The sequence below is a fragment of the Rhizobium sp. GN54 genome, from assembly GCF_021026345.1.
Classification (GTDB): Bacteria; Pseudomonadota; Alphaproteobacteria; order Rhizobiales; family Rhizobiaceae; genus Mycoplana.
In genome coordinates this window covers 830,769-849,024 of sequence record NZ_JAJNCZ010000001.1, presented here as the reverse complement: position 1 = coordinate 849,024, position 18,256 = coordinate 830,769, and the positions used below count along the sequence as shown (strand labels likewise).

The following is an 18,256-nucleotide window of genomic DNA, read 5'->3' as shown; positions in this document are numbered from 1 at the left end:
TTGATGCAGATCATCGAAACAACCGCAGCCCTGGCCGAAGCCTGTGCGCTGCTCGCAAAGTCCGACTACCTGACCATCGATACGGAATTCCTGCGCGAGACCACCTTCTGGCCGGAGCTCTGCCTGATCCAGATGGCGGGCCCCGAGACGGCGGTGATCGTCGATCCGATGGCCAAGGGTATCGATCTCGCCCCCTTCTTCGCGCTGATGGCCGACAGCAGCGTCGTCAAGGTGTTCCATGCCGCCCGGCAGGACCTGGAGATCATCTACAATCTCGGCAAGCTGATCCCGCATCCGATCTTCGACACCCAGGTCGCCGCCATGGTCTGCGGCTTCGGCGACAGCGTCTCCTACGACCAGCTGGTGCAGAAGACCAAGGGCGTGCAGATCGACAAGTCGTCGCGCTTCACCGACTGGAGCCGCCGACCGCTGACGGACAAGCAGCTCGAATACGCGCTGGCCGACGTCACCCACCTGCGCGACGTCTACCAGTTCCTGAAGGCCAGGCTGGAACAGGACGACCGCAGCCTCTGGGTCGCCGAGGAGATGGCGGTCCTGGAGGCGCCCGGCACCTACGACATCCACCCTGATGACGCCTGGCGGCGGCTGAAGATGCGGGTGAAGAAACCGATGGAACTGCTTGTCCTGCAAAAGGTCGCGGCCTGGCGGGAACGAGAGGCGCGCGGGCGCAACGTGCCGCGCTCGCGCATCATCAAGGACGACACGATCTACGAGATCGCCCAGCAGCAGCCGGCCGACGCCGAGGCGCTCGGGCGGCTTCGCACGATTCCCAAGGGCTGGGAACGCTCGCAGTCGGGTTCAGCGCTGCTGGAGGCGATCCGCGACGCGCTGGACACGCCGAAGACGGACCTGCCCCGCCTGCCCCGCCAGCCGCACGTGCCCGAGGGCGCCGCCGCCGCGAGCGAGATGCTCAAGGTGCTGTTGAAACTCGTCTCGGAGAAGCAGGGCGTCGCCGCCAAGATCATCGCCAACAGCGACGACCTGGAGAAGATCGCCATCGACGGCGAGGACGCCGAGGTCCCCGCGCTGCACGGGTGGCGGCGGGAACTGTTCGGCAACGTCGCCCTCGACCTGATCGGCGGCAAGGTGGGCCTGCGCTTCGTCAACAAGAAGATCGAGGCGGTCGAGCTTTAGGGACCGGTTTCGCTTCCTGACGGCACGGCTTTCGTCCGCTCGCCCCGACCGCGCTCGTGCGAACTGCCATGGGCGGGCGCCGATGGCTTCGCGATCAGCGTTTCGCGACATCCGGCAAACGCGTACAATACCGTCATGGACACGGTGGAACCCTTCAGGATCGCGACCGTAGCGCTTGCGGACGGCGGGCGGATCGGCATCAGCCGCATCCCGGGCCGCAACGACGCCTATGACGGCGACCTGCAGGCGATCTCGGACTGGGGCGCGCGCACGGTCGTCTCCATGACCGATCGCAGCGAGATGGTGGCGCGCGGCTGCGAGGACCTCGGTCTCAGGCTCGCCGCCCGCGGCATCGGCTGGTTCCATTTCCCGATCCGCGACTTCGGCGGGCCGACCGGCGGCGGGCTCGTGGAATGGCCCGGCCTGTCGGCGCAGTTGCACGAGATCCTCGACGAGGGCGGCGCGGTCCTCGTCCACTGCCATGGCGGCCACGGCCGCGCCGGCATGGTGGCGCTGCGGCTTCTTGTCGAGCGTGGCGAGGCGCCCGAGGTGGCGTTGAAGCGCATCCGAGCGGTCCGGCCGGGCGCCGTGCAGACCGACGCGCAGTATCGCTGGGCGGCGTCCGCGGCCGGGTGAAGGACGCCGGCCGGCGATGATCCGGTGGGGATGTGGAAAACCTCCCCACAAGGGGGAGGGATTAATCTGGATGCGTCGCCGAGATTCCCATTCGGCGGGCCCGTGCAGCGGACCTTCCCCCATTTGTCGGAGATGCCCAGCGGGGCAGAAGCGTGCTTGCATCGGCGATTGCCCCGGCAGACACCTGACCCGGCCCCGCCTCTGGGGACGGTCACGAAAGCTTCAAGCAACTGTCAAGCCGCGTTCACGCGGTCCTCCTATCGGGTTGCTCGCAATGCCAACCCAATGGGGACCCTTCGATGACCAGAACCTTGCTGACCACCGCTGCCCTTTCGCTTCTGATGGCGGGCGCCGCCCTTGCCGAGGAGAAGGAATTTCCGGCCACGCTGAAGGCGCACGCGATCCTGCCGGCCAACACGATCATTGCCGCCCCGGCAGACGCCGCCGACTACCTGAAGACGTCCGGCAAGTTCTCCACCGCCGACCGCAAGCGCGCCGAGACGCCCGGCACCGTCATGGGCAAGGACGGCGTGCGCGAGACGGGCCTGGCGCTTCCCTTCGACGGCCAGCCGATGCAGGGCTTCTCCGGCATCAAGACCATGGACGACGGCACCTTCTGGTCGCTGTCGGACAACGGCTTCGGCAGCAAGCTCAATTCCTCCGACGCCATGCTGATGATCCACAACATCCGCCTCGACTGGGACAAGGGCACGCTGGAACCGGTCAGGACCGTCTTCCTCTCCGACCCGGACCGGAAGGCGCCCTTCCCGATCGTCATGGAAGGCGCCGGGAAGCGCTACCTCACCGGCGCCGACTTCGACGTCGAATCGATCCAGCCGGTCACCGACGGCTTCTGGATCGGCGAGGAATTCGGTCCCTACATTCTGAAGTTCGACCTCGAGGGCAGGCTGACCGATGTGATCGCCACGGAAGTCGACGGCAAGCCGGTCGCCTCGCCGGACAATCCGACGCTCACAGTCCAGGCCGATCCCTCCAAGAAGATGCCGGCCTTCAACCTCAAGCGTTCCGGCGGCTATGAGGGCCTTGCCCTGTCGAAGGACGGCACCAAGCTCTACGGCCTGCTGGAAGGCCCGATCTGGACCGACAACGAGAGCGTCGAGGAGGCGGACGGCCGCCCGGCGCTGCGCATCATCGAGCTCGACGTCGCCTCCAAGGCCTGGACCGGCCGCAGCTGGCTCTATCCGCTGGCCGAGGGCGGCGAGGCGATCGGCGATTTCAACATGCTGGACGAGACGACGGCGCTGGTGATCGAGCGCGACAACGGCGCCGGCACGGCCGACAAGGCCTGCGCCGATCCGAAGGAGCCTAAGCCCGACTGCTTCGCCGTCGCCTCCAAGGTGAAGCGGATCTACAAGATCGCCATGACCGGGGAGAACGTCGGCAAGGCCGTGCGCAAGATCGGCTATATCGACCTGCTCAAGATCGCCGACCCCGACAACAAGAAGCGCCAGGGCGGCGGCGACGGCTTCTACGACATGCCGTTCGTCACGATCGAGAACGTCGACCGGGTGGACGAGACCCACATCGTCGTCGGCAACGACAACAACCTGCCCTTCTCCGCCGGCCGTTCGCTCGACAAGGCCGACGACAACGAGTTCGTGCTTCTGGAAGTGGGCGAGTTGCTGAAGGCTGAGTGACCGTCCTGCTACAGATGTCGGCGGCAACCGCCGCCGACATCGGCCACGATCCTTGCAACGTCCTGAAGTGGCCATGCAGCGCCGGCGTCTTCTCTGCCGCGACCTGCTTCAGTAGCCTGCTTCTTTCTGGTGGCGAAATGCCAGGATATAAACGGTATCGTCAGCCGGCTCGTAGCGATAGAGCGCGACATACCCTGCGTCCCCGAAGGGAACGAGGAGCCCCCGCAACACGGGGTTTTCCGGAAGTGGACGACCGATCGCCGGCGTGGTTTCAAGAAGCCGCAAGTGGCGCGCGATCGCCTGGCCGGCCCGTCGCGCCGCTTCGGGCACCTTGGCATTCAGGAACCGGCGGCAGCGTTCCAATCCCTGCGCCGCGCCGGCGGTGACGATCACTCGTGGCAATCAGGGATCTCTTTCTCGCTGGCTGTTCCCCAACCGGTCAACCACTCGGCCACTTCCTCGCCGGTCAGGTGACGTCCCGTCTGCCGGTAGGCCTCCCAGGATGCCTCGGCCTCCTGCCTGAAGCTCTCGCGGGCCTCCTCGCGCTCGACATACTGCTGGATCGCCTCGAGCATGATCCAATGAGCCGAGCGGCGGCGCTGATTGGCAAGTTGTTGAACGCGGCCCTTGAGCGCGTCGCCGATCTTGAGGGAGGTTGCCATGAACAGTCCCGTATTAAAAGGTAATACCTTTTACTAAGGTAGGCGCCTCCCTCCCCGTTGTCCAGCCGTGGCTCCGCCCATCTCAGGGTATTTCCAGCGACAGCATCGGCAACAAAGGCGATATCAGGACCCAGCCTGGAAGCCGTAGTCTCCGTTCTCATCCCTGTCGAACGCCCCGATGGCGTCGAGGCACTCCGGTTCTGGATCCGGTTGCATGATGGGCCTCGTAGAGCCGTTCGGCAGAAGTTCGATGGCCGTAGCCGTGGAAACGGGGATCGCTTCGCCACTGGCGGCGAGGCGGTAGCTGCCGAACCTATCGGTCATGACGATCCGACGTTGCGCATCCCGGCACAGCGCGAGGCGGCCGGCGCCCCCGGTATCCAGGTCGAGTTCGGTCTTGACCTCTGCGCCTGTTGTGTCGACCACCGTCAGGATGCGCTTGTATTCCGCCAGAAAGGGGTGGACGGCATAACGTTCGAGCCGGATTTTGCGGCCGTCGATCATGGCCTCGGAGCTGTCGGCCAGCGGGTAGTCGCCTGCCTGCATCCGGCGCATCTCCAATACAATGCCGACGACGAACATGACAAAGAGGATCAGGAACAGACCGACGGTAGCGAAAAATGCAATCGCCAATGCCTTGACGGCCCGCCGCACCGTCACTCGAACCTGAACGCCAGCTTCAGCCCCGTGAGCTTGGCCAGTTGCTGCAGCCGGCCCTCGATGCGTTCGCCGGAGAAATCGGCGTATTCGGCGGGGACGACGAAGTCGAGGTCGGTGTCCGGGGCGGTCGACGGGCCGACCTGCAATCTGGGGACGACGCCGGGCATGGAGGCGGAGAACAGGTAGACGATGCGCAGGAGGCCGCCGAGCAGCTTGGAGAGCATCAGCATGCGCGGCGTGGCGATCGCCGCCAGCGGGCTGGTGGCGCCGTCGTCGTAAAGGCCCTCGAAGCGGTAGTAGTTGGCCAGCGCGATATAGGCGCGGCCGGGATGGGTGATGCCGGTGAAGGTGCCGTGCGAGATGATGTTGAGCGCCTGCAGGCCGCGGTAGTCGGGATGGGCGCGCCAGCTGATATCGGCGAGCAGGCAGGCGGCCCGACGGTAGCGCGCCTCCTGCGCGGTCTCCTCGATGCCGAACTGCGGCATGACGCGGCCGGTCCAGTCCGCCAGTTCGCGGGCATGCTCGGGCGAGCGGGCGCGCAGGATCGCCAGTTCCTCCGCCGCCGCCAGCAGCGGATCGCGCTGCTTCTCCCTCTCGGGCAATAGCGAATAGAGATAGCCCTCGCGCACGCCTTGCGAGGAGAACGACACTTTCGACGGGCGCATCAGCGCGATCGTCTCCTGCATGGCGACGGCGCCGTAGGGCAGAAGGTTGCGGCGGTTCTTGGAAATGGCGGCGTAGGCCGGATCCTTGGTGTCCTTGGTGGTGACGACGTAGGTGAGAAAGTCCATCGCCTGGTCGTAGGAAATCTCGTAGCCCTGCATCATGTGCAGGGGGTAATTGTTCAGTTCCATGTGCAGCTTGGCGAGCGAGCGCCAGGTGCCGCCGACGGCATAGAAGGTGCGCCCCTGACCGCGCTTGAGCAGGCCCGCCGTCTTCAGATAACGGCGGGCGATGACACGCGCCTGCGCCACCGAACCGCCCGAGCTTTCCGACAGGCGAATACCGCCGAGCGGCAGGGTCATCCCGGTGCCGATCGCGTCCCCTGAAACATCGACCAGTTCCAGCGAGCCGCCGCCGAGATCGCCGACGATGCCATCCGGATCGTGGAAGCCGCTGATGATGCCGAGCGCGGAGAAATAGGCTTCCTCGGTGCCGGAGAGCACGCGCACCTTGTGTTCGAGGATTTCTTCCGCGCGCTCGATGAAGGCCGGGCCGTTTTCCGCCTCGCGGGCGGCGGCGGTGGCAAGCGCATACATTCGCGTCGCCCGCGCCTGCTGCGACAACGCCTTGAAGCGGTGCAGCGCGGCCAGCGCCCGCTCGACGCTGGCATCGTCCATGCGGCCGGTCTTCGCCAGCCCCTTGCCAAGGCCGCACATCACCTTTTCGTTGAAGAGAATGGCCGGCGCGCGACTCATCCCCTCGTAGATCACGAGGCGGACGGAGTTGGACCCGATATCCACCACAGACACCGGGGCGATCCCTGGCAGGCGCCCCTGCGCTTCAGATTCAACCATGCAAATCCAGTTTTACCGTTTGCGCTGGCTCTTCCAGCCGGCGATCGCCTTCGGCGCGCTGGACTTCAGAGCCTCCCCCCGGCCCGACAGGCTGGGGTTCGTCATGAAATATTGCTGCGCATTGAACGGTTCGGTTCCCTGCGGCACCTGCATGCGCCGCGACGTCCCGTCCGACAGGATCTCGTAGCTCTGCTGGTTGTCGATCAGATTGCCAAGCATGATCTGCGATAGAACCTGTTCGTGCACAGTGTGGTTGGTCAGGGGAACCAGCGTCTCGACACGCCGATCCAGGTTGCGCGGCATCAAATCCGCCGAGCCTATATAGACGAGCGCCTTGTCGGAGGGAAGCCCACGGCCGTTGCCGAAGCAGAAGATGCGGGAATGTTCGAGGAAGCGGCCGACGATGGACTTGACGCGGATATTATCCGACAGGCCCGGGACCTGGGGACGCAGGCAGCAGATGCCGCGCACCACGAGATCGACCTCCACGCCCGCCTGGCTGGCGCGGTAGAGCGCATCGATGATCTCCGGGTCCACCAGCGAGTTCATCTTCATCCAGATCGCGGCGGGCAGGCCGTTCTCGGCGTGCACGATCTCCTCCTCGATGTGCTGGAGGATGCGCGGGCGCAGCGTATGCGGGGAGACGGCGATCTCCATGTCGCGCTCGGGCTCGCCGTAGCCGGTGATGAAGTTGAAGATATTCGCCATGTTGTGGGCGATCGACGGGCTGCAGGTGAAGAAGGACAGGTCGGTGTAGATCTTCGCCGTGACCGGATGGTAGTTGCCGGTGCCGAGGTGGCAGTAGCTGCGCAGCCGGCCCTCCTCGCGACGGACGACGAGCGACATCTTGGCGTGCGTCTTGAGCTCGATGAAGCCGAAGACCACCTGGACGCCGGCGCGCTCGAGGTCGCGGGCCCAGCGGATGTTGGCCTCCTCGTCGAAGCGGGCCTTGAGCTCGACCAGGGCCGTCACTGACTTGCCGGCCTCGGCGGCGTCAATCAGCGCGCGCACGATCGGGCTGTCGTTGGAGGTGCGGTACAGCGTCTGCTTTATCGCCACGACCTCAGGATCGCGCGCAGCCTGGAGCAGGAACTGGACCACCACGTCGAAGGATTCGTAAGGATGGTGGACCACCATGTCCTTCTCGCGGATGGCGGCGAAGCAGTCGCCGGCATGCTCGCGGACGCGTTCGGGAAATCGGGCATTGTAGGGCTCGAACCGAAGATCGGCGCGCGGGGCCTTGGTGATTTCCGACAGCGTGTTGAGCGCCAGAAGGCCCGGCAGCACCGCCACGCGGTTTTCCGGCACGCCGAGCTCGTTGACGACGAACTGGCGCAGCGACGCCGGCATCTCCGAATCGGTCTCGATGCGGATCACCGAGCCGCGGCGGCGGCGCTTCAGCGCCGTCTCGAAGAAGCGCACGAGATCTTCCGCTTCTTCCTCGACCTCGATGTCGCTGTCGCGGATGATGCGGAAGGTGCCCGAGCCCTGCACTTCATAGCCCGGGAACAGCCGGTCGATGAACAGGCTGACGGCGTCCTCCAGGGTGATGTAGCGGATCGTCGCGCCGTCGTCGGGCAGGCGGATGAAGCGATCGAGCGCCGGCGGCAAGCGCAGGAGCGCCGTCATCGGCTCGCGCTCCTTCTTGCTGACGAGCTGCAGCCCCATCGAGAAGCCGAGATTGGGGATGAACGGGAACGGGTGGGCCGGATCGATCGACAGCGGCGTCAGGACGGGAAAGATCGACTGCTCGAACTCCTGGGCGAGCCAGTTGCGGTCGTCGCCCTTCAGCGCCGAGGGGCGGACGATGACGATGTCTTCCTTGGCGAGATACTGCTGCAGGACGGCGAGCGAGGCCTGCTGCTCCATCTGCAGGTTGTCGATTTCCTTGAGGATGTCGTCCAGCTGCTCGGCGGACGTCTTGCCGTCCGGGCTGCGGATGGCGATGCCCTGGCGGACCTGGCCCTCCAGCCCGGCGACGCGGACCATGAAGAACTCATCGAGGTTGGCTGCCGAGATCGACAGGAAGCGCACGCGCTCGAGCAGCGGGTGCGCCGTGTTCAGCGTTTCCTCGAGCACGCGCCGATTGAACTGGAGCCAGGAGAACTCGCGATTGACGAAGCGCTCGGGGCTCTGCATCAGCTCCCGGGTGGCGTCGGAAAGATCGTCCGCCTTCCGCTCCGCGTTTTCTGCTTCAGACGTAACAGCATCCATTTCGACCACCGCCCTGTTGTTTTTGTTCGAGGCTCGTAAAGCAGTTTGACGACGCTTCTGTGACAGTCAATCCCCGGGACCGGGCGCATCGGCGCCGGTCATCTCGCCCAGGACCTCCTGCGCCAGCGCGCGGGTGATGCGGCTGCCGCGCGCGAGCGCCAGCCGGTCGAGCCGTTCCACCGCCTTCTGGGCAGCGTCGAGCGAGCGCTCCATCCGGGCGACCATGTAGGCGACGAGGCGGTCGTCGACGAAGAGCTGGCGGTCGGCGAAGAGCTTGACGATCACCTGCGAGAGCAGTTCGTCGTCGGGCTCGCCGATCTCGACGACGGTCGCCGCCTTCAGTCGTGAGCGCAGATCGGGCAGCGTCACCGGCCAGGACATCGGCCAGAGCCTGGACGTCATTAGGAGCGCATGGCCGTTCTGGCGGACATTGTTGATGATGTGGAAGAGCGTGCGGTCGTCGAAGCCGACGCGGTCGACGTCCTCGAACAGCACCGGGCCGGCCTCGGCGGCCTGCTCCGCACCCAGGCCTTCGAGCGCGTGGATCTGCGAAGCCCCCGAGCGTTCCCGCCAGATGGCGGCAAGGTGCGTCTTGCCCGAGCCGATGGGGCCGGCGAGGATCACCACCGGAGAAGGCCAGTTCGGCCAGGAATCGACCACCGATATCGCCGCGCTCAGCGGATCCGATACCAGAAGGTCGTCCCGCCCGGACGAGGGGACGTGCTGGAACTCCAGCGGCAGCTGTTCTGCGGGCTTCGACGGTTTCATGCGGCTACTCGTTACGGCTTGCGCCCGGTTGCCGCTTCCTTCTTGCGGACGGCTGGCTTGCGGACGACGGGCGGACTGCCCTGACCGTGATAGAGGTCGCTGTCAAGGTACCGCCGCAGGCCGAAGCGGACAAGCACGCCGATCGCGGCCGAGGCGGGGACGGCGACGAGCAGGCCGACGAAGCCGAACAGCGCACCGAAGGCGAACAGCGCGAACATCAGCCAGACCGGGTGCAGCCCCACCTGCGAGCCGACAAGCTTCGGCTGCAGGATGTTGCCCTCGATGAACTGGCCGGAGAAGAAGATCGCGAGCACCGCTCCGATCCACAGGTAATCGGGCCAGAACTGCACGATGGCGACGCCGACGGACAGCACCAGGCCGACCATGGACCCGACATAGGGGATGAAGCTGATGAGGCCGGCAAAGAGGCCGATCAGCAGGCCGAAATTCAGCCCCACCCCGGTCAGCCCGATGCCGTAGTAGAGGCCGAGGATGATGCAGATCGAGCCCTGGCCGCGGACGAAGCCGGCGATCGCCGTGTCCATCTCGGTCGCAAGCTCGCGCACGGTCGTGACGTGCTCGCGGGGGATCCAGCTGTCGACCTTGGCGATCATCCGGTCCCAGTCGAGAAGCAGGTAGAAGGCGACCACCGGGGTGACGACCAGCAGCGAGGCGATGTCCACCAGCGCCAGGCCGGAATTCCAGATCTGCTTGAACACCGTGCCGAGGAAGCCGGCGCCTTCGGCGAGCACGCTGCCGAAGCCCTCCTTGATCGTGCCCATCTGGCTCGAGACCCAGGGCGGCAGGATTTCGGGGTTGAAGCTCGTGACCAGCGACTGCAGCTGGGAGATATAGTCCGGCAGCTTGGAGAGAAGGTCGGACGCCTGCGTCGCCAGCAGCGGGATGACGATCATCAGCGACAGGGCGAAGATGATGACGAAGGCGATCAGGATGACGACGGTGGCCATGGTGCGGCTGAGGCCGAGGCGCTCCAGCCGGTCGGCGACGGGATCGAGGAAATAGGCGAGCGCCATGCCGGCCACGAAGGGCAGGAGGATGGAACTGAACACCATCAGGAAGACCACGACGGCGGCGAGCGCCAGCAGCCAGAAGATCACCTGCCGCTTCAGCCCGGCGCCGCTGACATGGCCCTTGCCGACGGCTCCGTCAGGCTCGGCAGGCCCGGCCTCGACGGGTGCGACCTTGCTCTTCTGCCGCGCGCTTTCGTAAGCCTTCACCATATCTTCCCTTGCCTGAAATCCGTTGCCGTACTGAGATAGGCCGTTGCGCAGAGCATGGTCAAGGTTGCGGGAGCCGGGAGCGGAGACAGGCCGGCCTCGCGCAGGGCCCGCAGCGTCCGGCAAAAGCATGAAAAAGACCGGCCGTGCGGGGCATTGCGCTTGCACTTGTCGCCTCGACGTGCCAATCGGGCGCCATTGCCAGAAAGCGGAGAGCGGACGATGAGCCAGTCTGACAGAAACGGCCTGACCTACAGCGATGCGGGCGTCGACATCGACGCGGGCAACCTGCTGGTCGAGAAGATCAAGCCGGCCGTCCGCTCCACCCGCCGTCCCGGCGCCGATGGCGAGATCGGCGGCTTCGGCGGCCTGTTCGACCTCAAGGCCGCAGGCTTCACCGATCCGGTGCTGGTCGCCGCCAATGACGGCGTCGGCACCAAGCTGAAGATCGCGATCGACGCCGACAGGCACGACACGGTCGGCATCGACCTCGTCGCCATGTGCGTCAACGACCTCGTCGTGCAGGGCGCGGAGCCCCTGTTCTTCCTCGACTACTTCGCCACCGGCAAACTCGACCCCGACCAGGGGGCTGCGATCGTCGGCGGCATCGCCGAGGGCTGCCGCCAGGCCGGCTGCGCGCTGATCGGCGGCGAGACGGCCGAGATGCCCGGCATGTATGCCGGCGGCGACTACGATCTCGCCGGCTTCGCCGTGGGTGCCGCCGAACGCGGCAAGCTGCTGCCGGCCGGTGACATTGCCGAAGGCGACGTGATCCTCGGGCTCGCCTCCTCCGGCGTCCACTCCAACGGTTATTCGCTGGTGCGCAAGATCGTGACGCTGTCCGGCCTCGGCTGGGACGCCCCTGCCCCGTTCGCGTCCGGCGAGAGCCTGGCGGAAGCGCTGATGACGCCGACGAAGATCTACGTGAAGCCGCTTTTGAAGGCGATCCGCGAGACCGGCGCGATCAAGGCGCTCGCCCATATCACCGGCGGCGGCTTTCCCGAAAACATTCCGCGCGTGCTGCCCAAGCACCTCGCAGCCGAGATCGACCTCGGCGCAGTGAAGGCGCCGGCCGTCTTCTCCTGGCTGTCGAAGACCGGCGGCGTGGCCGCGACCGAGATGCTGCGCACCTTCAACTGCGGCGTCGGCATGATCGCCGTGGTTGCCGCCGAAGACGTCGAACGCGTCGGCGCCGTGCTTGCCGCCGAGGGCGAGAGCGTCTTCACACTCGGCCGCATGGTCGCGCGGACGGAAGGCGAGGCCGGCACAAGCTACAAGGGCACCCTCGCCCTATGAGCGCAGGCCTTTCCCGCAAGCGCGTCGCAGCCTTCATCTCCGGCAGCGGCTCGAACATGGTGAGGCTCGCGGAAGCCTGCGCCGATCCGGCCTTCCCGGCCGAGATCGTCGCCGTCTTCTCCGACAAGGCCGACGCCGGCGGGCTCGCCAAGGCCGAAGCCCTCGGCATCCCCACCTTCGTCCTTGCGCGCAGGGATTTCGCCTCGAAAGAGGCGCACGAAGACGCGATCCTCGCCGAACTCGACCGGCAAAAGCCCGACATCGTCTGCCTCGCCGGCTACATGCGGCTGCTCTCCGGCCGCTTCATCTCGCGCCACGAGGGCAGGATCCTCAACATCCACCCCTCGCTGCTGCCGCTCTTCCCGGGTCTCGACACCCACCGCCGCGCCATCGAAGCCGGCATGAAGCTCGCCGGCTGCACCGTCCACTTCGTCACCGAAGGCATGGACGAGGGCCCGCAGATCGTTCAGGCGGCGGTGCCGGTGCTCGCAGGCGATACCCCGGCCGATCTGGCCGCGCGGGTGCTCACCGTCGAGCACAAGGCCTATCCGCTGGCGCTGAGGCTGTTCGCGGAGGGCAAGGTGCGGATGGAGGATGGCCGGGCTGTGGTGGCGGGTGCGGCGGCTTGGGAAGCTACGGGCTCGCTGATTTCGCCGGGCATTTGAGAGGCGGAAGCCCGAGGGGGCACCGACCGGCCGCAGGCTGGCGACGAGAAGCGGTGTCTCGACGACGCGTCTGGCCTACGAGGGTACCCTTGCTCCAGGGATGTTGGGGATCAGGCTCGTCGCCGTCCGTGACGCCGCCTCCGCAGCGCCTCCCTCCACCTCACCCGCCGGAAAATCACTACTTCAAGTTTTGCTATTGAAAAGGCGGCAATCCGATGCACATGATAGCGCGTTCATCGGTTCCCATCGGCGCAACAAAGCATGGGTCGGCTATCTAACGTCCCTTCAATGCGACACCGGGGGATTGCAGGAACCAGTTCGGCCATGGCGACATCCCACTACCAGCTTTGACACGACGGCAGTCTGAGAAACAGCATCGAGCGCCCAGGCGGACGGTCGATGCGCTGTAACGGCCGATGTCGTGTCCCCAAGTTTGAATTGTGCACCCACGCGGAGGATACAATGATCAGGCATTCCATAACCGCAAGCATGATGATCCTTGTCACACAGGCGGCGATTGCGTCGGCCCAGACGTCGCCGGCCATACCCGGGTCTATCTCAACGCCAGATGCCGTCGAAACTCCGATCGGTAAGCTGGAATTCAAGGATGGGGTGCCGACAAGGGAAAGCGCCGCCAAACTCTACGACAACCTTGACTTCACCTACGCCTACCGCGCCTTCATGGACAATATGCGCGGTGTCAGCATCCGTGCGCTGCGCAATGGGCTGCAAAGCATCGGAGTCAAGGAAAACGAGGTTCTCGTCTTCTCCGACCTGATGGATGCCAAGTCCCTGTTCCTGACGGCGAACGCCGACACGATTTATGTGATGGGTTACCTTGATCTTACGAAGGGGCCCGTGGTGCTCGAGACGCCGCCGGAATTCCTCGGAGCCGTACAGGACGCGTGGTTTCGCTGGGTGGTCGATGTCGGCGCGCCGGGACCTGATCGCGGCGAAGGCGGCAAGTATCTGATCGTACCGCCCGACTACAACGGACCGCTCCCGGAAGGCGGCTTTTACATCGCCCATGCCAAAACCAACACCGTGTTGTGGTTTGGCCGGTCTTTTCTCGACAACCACAGCGATCCCAAGCCGGTCGTCGAGATCATCCGCAAGTCCACCAAGGTCTATCCCTACGAGCCGGGTGGCGTGGGAACGTCGATCGCCGCCTTCCTTTCCGGCAAGGCCAAACTCGGGCAGATCAAACCGCCTCCGGCGACGGTCTTCCACGAGGGTAGCGGTATGGTGGTGAACACGATCCCGCCGAGCGACTGGAGCTACTTCGAACTGCTGAACGAAGTGGTCCAGAGCGAGCCCGCCACCGCGCTCGATGCCGAACTGATGGGGCCATTGGCGTCGATCGGGATTATCAAGGGAAAGCAATTTTCTCCGGACGAACGGATGAAGAAGATCATGACAGCGGCGCTCGCGGCTGCCAATGCGACCTCGCGCAGCTTGTTCATGAGTCCGCGCGATCCGAACTGGTTCTACTATCCCAATTCGTCCTGGTTCAATTTCCTGTTCGACACCGGCTACGAGTTCGAAACACCGATCCCGATGATCACCGCGGAAGGGGTAAAACCCTATCCACCGACCGGCTATCGGACCATGGATGCGCGCACAAATTTCTTCTACGGCATAACCGGCATTACGCCGGCCATGGCGATGCGTCTGCCTCGGATCGGCTCACAATACCTGCTCGCCACGACGGACGCGGACAAAAACCATTTCGACGGTGCCAGAACATACAAGGTCACGCTCCCCGAAGGCATTCCGGCGGAAAATTTCTGGTCGTTCACCGTCTACGACAACATGTCTCGATCGATGCTTGATACGCCACAGCGCTATCCGCGAGCCGGAAGCCAAAGCTATCCTTCGCCTGCAGCCGAAGCTGCCGCCGACGGCTCCACAACGATCTGGTTCAGTCCGAAGCAACCCGATGGCGTAGCCCGCGGCAACTGGATTCAAACCGATCCGCGAAAGGGCTGGTTTACGATCCTTCGCCTCTACAGCCCACTTGAGCCCTTCTTCGACAAGTCCTGGCGACCGGGCGAGATCGAAGTGGTGGAGTGAGGCGTTGCCGCCGGCTACCCCCGCCGCGCCAGCGCCCATTGCACCAGCATGATCGTCTTGCCGTCGCAGATCTCGCCGGTCTCGATCATCCGGGCCGCCTCGTCGAGGGTGAGTTCGACGACCTCGATGTCCTCGTGTTCGTGGTCGGCGCCGCCGCCCTTGCCTTCGCGGACGGAGGCGTCGATCTCGGCGGCGAAGAAATGCACGAGTTCGGTGACGGCGCCGGGGCTCATGAAGGCGCGGAAGAGCGACTTGACCTCGCCGATCCGGTAGCCGGTCTCCTCCATCACCTCGCGGCGGATGGCGTCGGCCGGATGGTCGCCGTCGAGCAGGCCGGCCGGCGTCTCGAGCAGCCAGCCGGAATGGCCGTTCTGGTAGGCCGGCATGCGGAACTGGCGGACGAGGATGATCGTGTCGCGCTTCGGGTCGTGCAGCAGGATCGTCGCACCATTGCCGCGATCATAGACCTCGCGGTCGAGGCGGACGGTGTGGCCGTCCGATCCGGTATAGTCGAAGGTGACCTTGCGCAGATGGTACCAGTTGTCGGAGAGCGTCTCGTCGGAGACGATCTCGACCTTCGCGTCGCGGAACTTCGTCATGCCGTCTCTTTCCTGAGCCAGACGCGGTTGTCGTGCACGGCAGCACCGCCATAGGGCGCGACCGGATCGGCGCCGGTCAGGACGTTGATGCCCTCGCCGTCGAGATGGGCGCCGTTCGGCCAGATGCCCTCGGCGATCAGCACGCCCGGCCTGCCCTCGCCCGTCACCCTCGCATGCAGGCGGATCTCGCCTCTGATATTGCCGAGCCGGACGACGTCGCCGTCCGCAACGCCGCCTGCGGCCGCGTCGTCCGGATGGATCATCACCTCCGGCCGGCCCTCGCGCTCACGCGACCACTTCATCTCGGTGAAGCTCGAATTCAGGTAGGTGCGCGCCGGCGGGGTGGCGAGGCGGAAGGGATGGTCGGCGTCGGCCGCCTCAATCACGGCGACATGGTCGGGGAACTCCGGCAAGGCCGCATGCGGGCCGAGCACGCCGATCGAGGCCGGCGGGCGGTTCGGCGCGGGCGTCGTCGTCCAGCCGGGGCGGAAACGGAAGCGGCCGTCGGGATGGCCGAAACCCTTGGAATAGTGCGCAGTCTCGAAGTCCGGCTGGCAATCGATCCACTTCGCCTCGGCAAGCCCGTCATAGTCGATCCCGTAATGCGGCAGCATGCGGGTGATGTGCTCGCGCTCCGAAAGCCCGAAGCCCGGCATGTCGGATACGCCGAGGCGCCGGGCGAGTTCGTCGATGACGAAGAGATTGGTGCGCACGGTGGCAGGCGGCTCGACGAGCCTGGGGCCGAGCAGGATGTGCTGGTGGCCGCCACCGCGATAGAGGTCGTCATGTTCGACGAACATGGTGGCCGGCAGGACGATGTCGGCGAGCCTGGCCGTATCGGTCATGAACTGCTCGTGCACGGCGACGAACAGGTCGTCGCGCAGGAAGCCCTGCTTCACCAGCCGCTGCTCGGGGGCGATGTTGGCCGGGTTGGTGTTCTGGATCAGCATGGCCGTCACCGGCCCGCGGTTGCGCAGCGCCACCGGATCGCCGGTCAGCACCCGGCCGATCTGCGACTGGTCGAGCGCGCGGATCTCGGGATCGACGAGGTCGAGGCCCATCAGTTCGCGCTTGTCGAGCCTGTAGATGCCGCCATTGTTGTGGAAGGCGCCGCCGCCCTCGTGCTGCCAGGAGCCGAGCACGGTCGCGACCGAGCAGGCGGCATGCATGGCGACCGAACCGTTGCGGCTGCGGGTGAAACCGTAGCCGAGGCGGAAGAATGTGCGCTTCGTCTCGCCGACAAGACGGGCGAAGGCCTCGATCTCGTCTGTCGAAAGCCCGGTGATGGCGGCCGCCCATTCCGGGCCGCGGGTCGAAAGATGCGCCTCGAGGCCCGCCGGGTCGTCGGCGAACTTCTCCATGTAGGCGCGGTCGGCATGGCCGTCTCGGAAGGCGATGTGCATGACGGCGCAGGCAAGGGCCGCATCCGTGCCGGGGCGCAGCTTCAGCGCCATGTCGGCCTGCTTCATCGTCGGGTTGTCGTAGATGTCGATGACGACGAGCTTGGCGCCGCGCTCCTTGCGCGCCCGGATCGCGTGGGTCATCACGTTGACCTGGGTGGCGACCGCGTTGGTGCCCCAGATGACGACGCAATCGGCTTTCGCCATCTCGCGCGGGTCGGGACCCGTCAGGCTGCCGGTGCCCATGACGTAGCCGGTCCAGGCGGTGTTGGTGCAGATCGAATCGAAGAAGCCGGAATAGCGCTTGGCATGGCGCAGCCGGTCGATGCTGTCGCGCTGCACCTGCCCCATGGTACCGGCATAGTAATAGGGCCAGACGGCTTCCGTACCGTGCGCCTGCTCGGCCTTGACGAAGGCCTCGGCGATCGCGTCGAGCGCGTCCTCCCAGGAAATGTCCTGCCATTCGCCGCCGCCCTTCTCTCCCGTGCGGCGGAGCGGCTTCAGCAGCCGGTCGGGATGGTAGAGCCTATCGGCATAGCGGGCGACCTTGGCGCAGACGACGCCGGCCGTATAGCTGTTGTCGGCGCTGCCGCGCACCTTGCCGATGCGGCCGTCGGCGCCGATCTCGATGTCGAGCGCGCAGGCGGAGGGACAGTCGTGCGGACAGACCGAATGGCCGATCCGGGATTTTCCGAGATGGGGGGTCGCAACGTTCATGGCACTTGTATATTGCAGGGCGAAAGCGCCAAGAAGGGATAATATTCTCCCATCGCAACAATTGATGGGCGCATCACCAAAAACGCGAGCTTCGGTGTCGGGATGAACTACCGCCATATCTACCATGCAGGCAATTTCGCCGACGTGCTCAAGCATGCGGTGCTGGCGCGGCTCGTCACCTACATGCAGGCCAAGGACAAGGCCTTTCGCGTGCTCGATACCCATGCCGGCCTCGGGCTCTACGACCTTTCCAGCGAGGAGGCGCAGAAGACCGGCGAATGGCGCGACGGCATCGGCCGTCTGCTGGACGGCGAGATGCCGGCGGACATGGCCGAATTGCTGGCGCCCTATCTCGAGGCCGTGAGGGCGCTGAACCCGGATGGCGGCATCCGTCTTTATCCCGGCTCGCCGAAGCTCGCGCGCATGCTGTTCCGCCCGCAGGACCGGCTTTCGGCGATGGAGCTGCACCCGGACGACTACGAGAGCCTGCACCGGCTGTTTGACGGCGACTTCCAGAGCCGCGTCACCCATCTCGACGGCTGGTTGTCGCTCGGCGCGCACCTGCCGCCGAAGGAGAAGCGCGGCATCGTGCTCGTCGATCCGCCCTTCGAGATCGAGGGCGAATACGAGCGGCTTGCGGACGGGCTCGCGAGAGCCTGGCGGCGGTTCCCCGGCGGCGTATACTGCCTGTGGTATCCGCTGAAAAAGGGGGCGCCGATCGCCGAGTTCCACAAGGCGTTGAAGGATCTCGGCATTCCCAAGATGCTCTGCGCGGAGCTTGCCGTGAAGAGCGACCGCGAGACGACGGGGCTTTCGGGCTCCGGCCTGATCGTCGTCAATCCGCCCTATACGCTCAAGGAGGAGCTCGGCCGGCTGCTGCCCTTCCTGAAGGAAAGGCTGCGGCAGGACCGCTTCGCCTCCTCGCGTTGCTTCTGGATCGCCGGCGAGACACAACTCGCCTCTTGACCGCGGGCCCCTGCGGGACGCAATCTCGGCCC

At 65.6% G+C, this 18,256-nt stretch carries 16 protein-coding genes; 7 read left to right on the top strand and 9 right to left on the bottom strand.

Annotated elements, in window-relative coordinates:
* Nucleotides 1-9 precede the first annotated feature (9 nt).
* The 3 genes from rnd to LQK81_RS04055 all read left to right on the top strand — a co-directional run bounded on the left by rnd (nucleotide 10) and on the right by LQK81_RS04055 (nucleotide 3,449).
* On the top strand, nucleotides 10-1,155 hold the full coding sequence (gene rnd / locus LQK81_RS04065; protein WP_230804422.1) for a ribonuclease D: 1,146 nt from the start codon (nucleotides 10-12) through the stop codon (nucleotides 1,153-1,155).
* 135 nt (nucleotides 1,156-1,290) lie between these two features.
* Nucleotides 1,291-1,791, top strand: a complete 501-nt coding sequence (locus LQK81_RS04060) for a phosphatase domain-containing putative toxin (protein ID WP_230803604.1) — start codon at nucleotides 1,291-1,293, stop codon at nucleotides 1,789-1,791.
* A gap of 299 nt (nucleotides 1,792-2,090) precedes the next feature.
* The gene (locus LQK81_RS04055; protein ID WP_230803602.1) at nucleotides 2,091-3,449 is read left to right on the top strand and encodes an esterase-like activity of phytase family protein; all 1,359 of its coding nucleotides are present in this window, start codon (nucleotides 2,091-2,093) and stop codon (nucleotides 3,447-3,449) included.
* A 108-nt stretch (nucleotides 3,450-3,557) separates the two neighbouring features.
* On the opposite strand, the gene LQK81_RS04050 is transcribed toward LQK81_RS04055, so the two are convergent.
* The 7 genes from LQK81_RS04050 to LQK81_RS04020 form a co-directional block, all read right to left on the bottom strand.
* On the bottom strand, nucleotides 3,558-3,842 hold the full coding sequence (locus LQK81_RS04050) for a type II toxin-antitoxin system RelE/ParE family toxin (protein ID WP_230803600.1): 285 nt from the start codon (nucleotides 3,840-3,842) through the stop codon (nucleotides 3,558-3,560).
* Complete coding sequence (locus LQK81_RS04045) at nucleotides 3,839-4,111, bottom strand: CopG family ribbon-helix-helix protein (RefSeq protein ID WP_230803598.1); 273 nt, start codon at nucleotides 4,109-4,111, stop codon at nucleotides 3,839-3,841. The genes LQK81_RS04050 and LQK81_RS04045 overlap by 4 nt, the downstream gene beginning before the upstream one ends.
* A 123-nt stretch (nucleotides 4,112-4,234) precedes the next feature.
* On the bottom strand, nucleotides 4,235-4,765 hold the full coding sequence (locus LQK81_RS04040; RefSeq protein WP_230803596.1) for a hypothetical protein: 531 nt from the start codon (nucleotides 4,763-4,765) through the stop codon (nucleotides 4,235-4,237).
* Between the two features lie 2 nt (nucleotides 4,766-4,767).
* Nucleotides 4,768-6,288 (bottom strand): exopolyphosphatase, encoded by a 1,521-nt coding sequence (gene ppx, locus LQK81_RS04035; RefSeq protein WP_230803595.1) that lies wholly within the window; start codon nucleotides 6,286-6,288, stop codon nucleotides 4,768-4,770.
* A 12-nt stretch (nucleotides 6,289-6,300) separates the two neighbouring features.
* A complete protein-coding gene (locus tag LQK81_RS04030) occupies nucleotides 6,301-8,502 on the bottom strand; it encodes an RNA degradosome polyphosphate kinase (protein ID WP_230803593.1) in 2,202 nt (733 codons plus the stop codon).
* Nucleotides 8,503-8,568: 66 nt separating this feature from the next.
* Nucleotides 8,569-9,270: a DnaA regulatory inactivator HdaA gene (hdaA, locus tag LQK81_RS04025; protein WP_230803592.1), complete on the bottom strand. Its 702-nt coding sequence runs from the start codon at nucleotides 9,268-9,270 to the stop codon at nucleotides 8,569-8,571.
* Between the two features lie 11 nt (nucleotides 9,271-9,281).
* On the bottom strand, nucleotides 9,282-10,400 hold the full coding sequence (locus LQK81_RS04020) for an AI-2E family transporter (protein WP_230804420.1): 1,119 nt from the start codon (nucleotides 10,398-10,400) through the stop codon (nucleotides 9,282-9,284).
* A gap of 330 nt (nucleotides 10,401-10,730) precedes the next feature.
* Here LQK81_RS04020 and purM point away from each other — a divergent pair, with 330 nt between their 5' ends.
* From purM to LQK81_RS04005, 3 genes are all read left to right on the top strand, one after another.
* A complete protein-coding gene (purM, locus tag LQK81_RS04015) occupies nucleotides 10,731-11,804 on the top strand; it encodes a phosphoribosylformylglycinamidine cyclo-ligase (RefSeq protein WP_230803590.1) in 1,074 nt (357 codons plus the stop codon).
* Nucleotides 11,801-12,469: a phosphoribosylglycinamide formyltransferase gene (gene purN, locus LQK81_RS04010; RefSeq protein WP_230803588.1), complete on the top strand. Its 669-nt coding sequence runs from the start codon at nucleotides 11,801-11,803 to the stop codon at nucleotides 12,467-12,469. Before purM ends, purN begins: the two co-directional genes overlap by 4 nt.
* A gap of 462 nt (nucleotides 12,470-12,931) precedes the next feature.
* Nucleotides 12,932-14,542 (top strand): DUF1254 domain-containing protein, encoded by a 1,611-nt coding sequence (locus LQK81_RS04005; protein ID WP_230803587.1) that lies wholly within the window; start codon nucleotides 12,932-12,934, stop codon nucleotides 14,540-14,542.
* A gap of 14 nt (nucleotides 14,543-14,556) precedes the next feature.
* Here the strand turns inward: LQK81_RS04005 and LQK81_RS04000 are convergent, their stop codons facing one another.
* Nucleotides 14,557-15,141, bottom strand: coding sequence for an NUDIX domain-containing protein (locus LQK81_RS04000; RefSeq protein ID WP_230803586.1), 585 nt, complete (start codon nucleotides 15,139-15,141; stop codon nucleotides 14,557-14,559).
* Nucleotides 15,138-17,258 carry a molybdopterin-containing oxidoreductase family protein gene (locus LQK81_RS03995; protein ID WP_230803585.1) on the bottom strand — a complete coding sequence of 707 codons (2,121 nt, stop codon included), beginning with the start codon at nucleotides 17,256-17,258 and terminating at the stop codon, nucleotides 15,138-15,140. The genes LQK81_RS04000 and LQK81_RS03995 overlap by 4 nt, the downstream gene beginning before the upstream one ends.
* 102 nt (nucleotides 17,259-17,360) lie before the next feature.
* Here LQK81_RS03995 and LQK81_RS03990 point away from each other — a divergent pair, with 102 nt between their 5' ends.
* Entirely contained in the window at nucleotides 17,361-18,224 is an 864-nt protein-coding gene (locus LQK81_RS03990; protein ID WP_230803584.1) for a 23S rRNA (adenine(2030)-N(6))-methyltransferase RlmJ, read from the top strand.
* The last annotated feature ends 32 nt before the right edge of the window (nucleotides 18,225-18,256 follow it).